General features: G+C 53.5%; 2 tRNA genes, 2 rRNA genes and 1 other annotated feature (1 of these 5 running past the window's edge). All 4 genes read right to left on the reverse strand.

Going from position 1 to position 4,157, the window contains the following annotated elements:
* Positions 1-18 precede the first annotated feature (18 nt).
* The 4 genes from rrf to EV561_RS36725 all read right to left on the reverse strand — a co-directional run bounded on the left by rrf (position 19) and on the right by EV561_RS36725 (position 3,970).
* A 5S ribosomal RNA gene (gene rrf / locus EV561_RS36710) occupies positions 19-133 on the reverse strand.
* Between the two features lie 223 nt (positions 134-356).
* Positions 357-3,156 (reverse strand): 23S ribosomal RNA (locus EV561_RS36715).
* A 564-nt stretch (positions 3,157-3,720) separates the two neighbouring features.
* Positions 3,721-3,796: transfer RNA gene (locus EV561_RS36720), tRNA-Ala, on the reverse strand.
* Between the two features lie 97 nt (positions 3,797-3,893).
* A tRNA-Ile gene (locus tag EV561_RS36725) sits at positions 3,894-3,970 on the reverse strand.
* 39 nt (positions 3,971-4,009) lie between these two features.
* Positions 4,010-4,157, reverse strand: a sequence feature (mutual gap in cmsearch alignment for this rRNA model is longer than 100); it runs 1,345 nt beyond the window's last position.

A 4,157-nucleotide genomic window follows, 5' to 3' on the forward strand; every position in this document is an offset into this window, starting at 1 on the left:
GTTTGTTGCGTTTGGCAGACCTGGCAGCGACCTACTCTCCCGCGTCTTAAGACGAAGTACCATGGGCGCAGGGGCGTTTCACGGCCGTGTTCGGAATGGGAACGGGTGCAGCCGCCCCGCCATAACCACCAGGTCAGCAAAGCGCAACAAATTGAGAAGCTGCAGGCATTCGCCTGTATGTCTTTTCCGGACGAGTATACGATACTCGCCGGGTGAACACGTCTTTGAACTTTTCGCGTGGCACCAGCAGCCGGCAAAGCCGAGCCGCCGGACGTCCGGCGCGCCGTCCGCAGCGCCTTTGGCGCGTGAGGACAAAAGCATCATCGAACTTCGTTCGATGAGCACAAGCAATGAGAACAATTAAGCCAATCGAGCTATTAGTACCGGTAAGCTTCATGCGTTGCCGCACTTCCACACCCGGCCTATCAACGTGGTCGTCTTCCACGGCTCTGATAGGGAATACTCGTTTTCAGGTTGGTTTCCCGCTTAGATGCCTTCAGCGGTTATCCATTCCATATGTAGCTACCCTGCTATGCCCTTGGCAGGACAACAGGTCCACCAGAGATATGTCCATCCCGGTCCTCTCGTACTAGGGACAGATCCTGTCAATATTCCTACACCCACGGCAGATAGGGACCGAACTGTCTCACGACGTTCTGAACCCAGCTCACGTACCGCTTTAATTGGCGAACAGCCAAACCCTTGGGACCTGCTCCAGCCCCAGGATGCGATGAGCCGACATCGAGGTGCCAAACAACCCCGTCGATATGGACTCTTGGGGGTCATCAGCCTGTTATCCCCGGCGTACCTTTTATCCGTTGAGCGATGGCCCTTCCACACGGGACCACCGGATCACTATGACCGACTTTCGTCTCTGCTCGACTTGTCAGTCTCGCAGTCAGGCGGGCTTATGCCATTGCACTCGACGACCGATTTCCGACCGGTCTGAGCCCACCATCGCGCGCCTCCGTTACTCTTTCGGAGGCGACCGCCCCAGTCAAACTACCCACCATACACTGTCCCGGATCCGGATGACGGACCGCGGTTAGACATCCATGACGATAAGGGTGGTATTTCAAGGATGGCTCCACGAAGACTGGCGTCCCCGCTTCAAAGCCTACCACCTATCCTACACATGCCGACACGAATGCCAGTGTAAAGCTATAGTAAAGGTGCACGGGGTCTTTCCGTCTGACCGCAGGAACCCCGCATCTTCACGGGGAATTCAATTTCACTGAGTCTATGTTGGAGACAGCGGGGAAGTCGTTACGCCATTCGTGCAGGTCGGAACTTACCCGACAAGGAATTTCGCTACCTTAGGACCGTTATAGTTACGGCCGCCGTTTACTGGGGCTTCGATTCAAAGCTTGCACCTCTCCTCTTAACCTTCCAGCACCGGGCAGGCGTCAGACCCTATACGTCGTCTTGCGACTTCGCAGAGCCCTGTGTTTTTGGTAAACAGTCGCTACCCCCTGGTCTGTGCCACCCTCAAATACTTGCGTATCAAAGGGTCACGCTTCTTCCGAAGTTACGCGTGCAATTTGCCGAGTTCCTTCAACATAGTTCTCTCAAGCGCCTTGGTATACTCTACCTGACCACCTGTGTCGGTTTCGGGTACGGTCTATACGGTGGAGCTATTTCCTGGAACCGCTCCGCTGCCCTGATAATCCAATAAACCAGAACAACTTGTGCAATCCGTCACTACCACCAGGCCCACGATTATTAACGTGGTTCCCATCGACTACGCGTGTCCGCCTCGTCTTAGGGGCCGGCTAACCCTGCTCAGATTAACTTTAAGCAGGAACCCTTGGTCTTTCGGCGAGAGGGTCTCTCACCCTCTTTATCGTTACTCATGTCAACATTCGCACTTCCGATACCTCCAGGATGTCTCACGACTGTCCCTTCACAGGCTTACGGAACGCTCCGCTACCACTCCCTTGCGGGAATCCTCAGCTTCGGTGCATGGCTTCAGCCCCGTTACATTTTCGGCGCAAAGACCCTTGACTAGACCAGTGAGCTGTTACGCTTTCTTTAAATGATGGCTGCTTCTAAGCCAACATCCTGGTTGTTTTGGGATCCTCACATCCTTTCCCACTTAGCCATGACTTGGGGACCTTAGCTGGAGGTCAGGGTTGTTGCCCTTTTCACGACGGACGTTAGCACCCGCCGTGTGTCTGCCGAGTAGTACTCCCCGGTATTCGGAGTTTGGTTAGGATCAGTAAGACGGTGAGTCCCCATAGCCCATCCAGTGCTCTACCCCCGGGGGTATTCGCTCGACGCTCTACCTAAATAGATTTCGCGGAGAACCAGCTATTTCCGAGTTTGATTGGCCTTTCACCCCTAGCCACAAGTCATCCCAATCTATTGCAACAGATGCGGGTTCGGTCCTCCAGTTGGTGTTACCCAACCTTCAACCTGCTCATGGCTAGATCACTCGGTTTCGGGTCTAATGCAACAAACTATATCGCCCTATTCAGACTCGCTTTCGCTGCGCCTACACCTACCGGCTTAAGCTTGCTTGTTACACTAAGTCGTTGACCCATTATACAAAAGGTACGCCGTCAGGCTTGCGCCCTCCGACTGTTTGTAGGCATCCGGTTTCAGGTTCTATTTCACTCCCCTTGTCGGGGTGCTTTTCACCTTTCCCTCACGGTACTTGTTCGCTATCGGTCATGCACGAGTACTTAGGCTTGGAGAGTGGTCTCCCCATGTTCAGACAGGGTTTCACGTGCCCCGCCCTACTCTAGGACATCAAATGTATCTACGCGTACGGGGCTGTCACCCACTACGGCCAAGCTTTCCAGCTTGTTCCACTTTAACACTTGATGCCACTGGCCTGGTCCGCGTTCGCTCGCCACTACTTGCGGAGTCTCGGTTGATGTCCTTTCCTGCAGGTACTTAGATGTTTCAGTTCCCTGCGTTCGCTTCTTACACCCTATGTATTCAGGTGTAGATACCTTATAACAATGCTTGGAAACCACTCGGGTTGCCTAAACAACCAGAATGATTTTCCAAGCACTTAAGGTGGGTTGCCCCATTCGGAGATCCATGGATCAAAGCTTATTCGCAGCTCCCCACGGCTTTTCGCAGCGTATCACGTCCTTCATCGCCTGTGCATGCCAAGGCATCCACCAAATGCCCTTACGACACTTAATCGTTCTCATTGCCAATGCTCATCACCTATTGGATTTGGAATTCCTATCCTTCTCGCTTGCGCTCAAAGGGGTTCCAAATCTGACTATCCGGACAAGCCGAATATGCCAGACCCAAAGTCCGGGTTACCTTTTACAACCCGAACCAATCAATGATGCCATTAACGTGTTCGATAGATCTGCTTTATTGGAACTACGCCGAGCAGTTCGCTTGCAGTCTATCTTTAAGACCAGCTTCTCGAGATTAAATCCGGGACCGCGCGGTCAGGCAACGGCCATCAAGCCATCGTCAGAGCCATCCCGAGGGATAACAACAACGATAAACTCAGAGTAACAAGCTTCCTTCCTACCTCCAATCCCTCCACCATATCCGGCCGGCTAGGCCATCCATGGTTTCTCAGGAACTGGGCTCGGACGTCTCAAGCAATCCATAGGATTGCGTAAAACACCTGGAAGCCTCCAGATCAATCTTCTCTTCACGATATATGCAGAACAGGCATCAGACCGAAGTCGATGCAAACTTGTATTTCTTCAAAGGATATCCGGCCAACTCGACACCAAATGCAATTGGTGGAGCTGAGCGGGATCGAACCGCTGACCCCCTGCTTGCAAAGCAGGTGCTCTCCCAGCTGAGCTACAGCCCCAACCATCGCAAACACCCGAACAGCCAAGCCGTCAGGGATCAGTAAACCGCAAACAAACCACTCACCAAAAAGCAAAACTTGCGTTTGCTCGGGCAAATGGTGGGCCCGGGAAGACTTGAACTTCCGACCCCACGCTTATCAAGCGTGTGCTCTAACCAACTGAGCTACGGGCCCTAACTTGCCGAACTTCAAGTCTGCTATCAGGCACCCATAAAGGCCAGAGGCCGTCGCCAGTCGTCTGGCGCCCTCGCGGAGCGCAGCACCGAAGGTGCGAACGGCGCGTGAGCGCAAACAAATGGTTCGATATCCTTGTGAAGAAAGAGAAACGTGGACGGCGAGGCTCGCCATATCATCGGGCACG

The sequence above is a fragment of the Rhizobium sp. BK376 genome, from assembly GCF_004341625.1.
GTDB lineage: Bacteria > Pseudomonadota > Alphaproteobacteria > Rhizobiales > Rhizobiaceae > Rhizobium.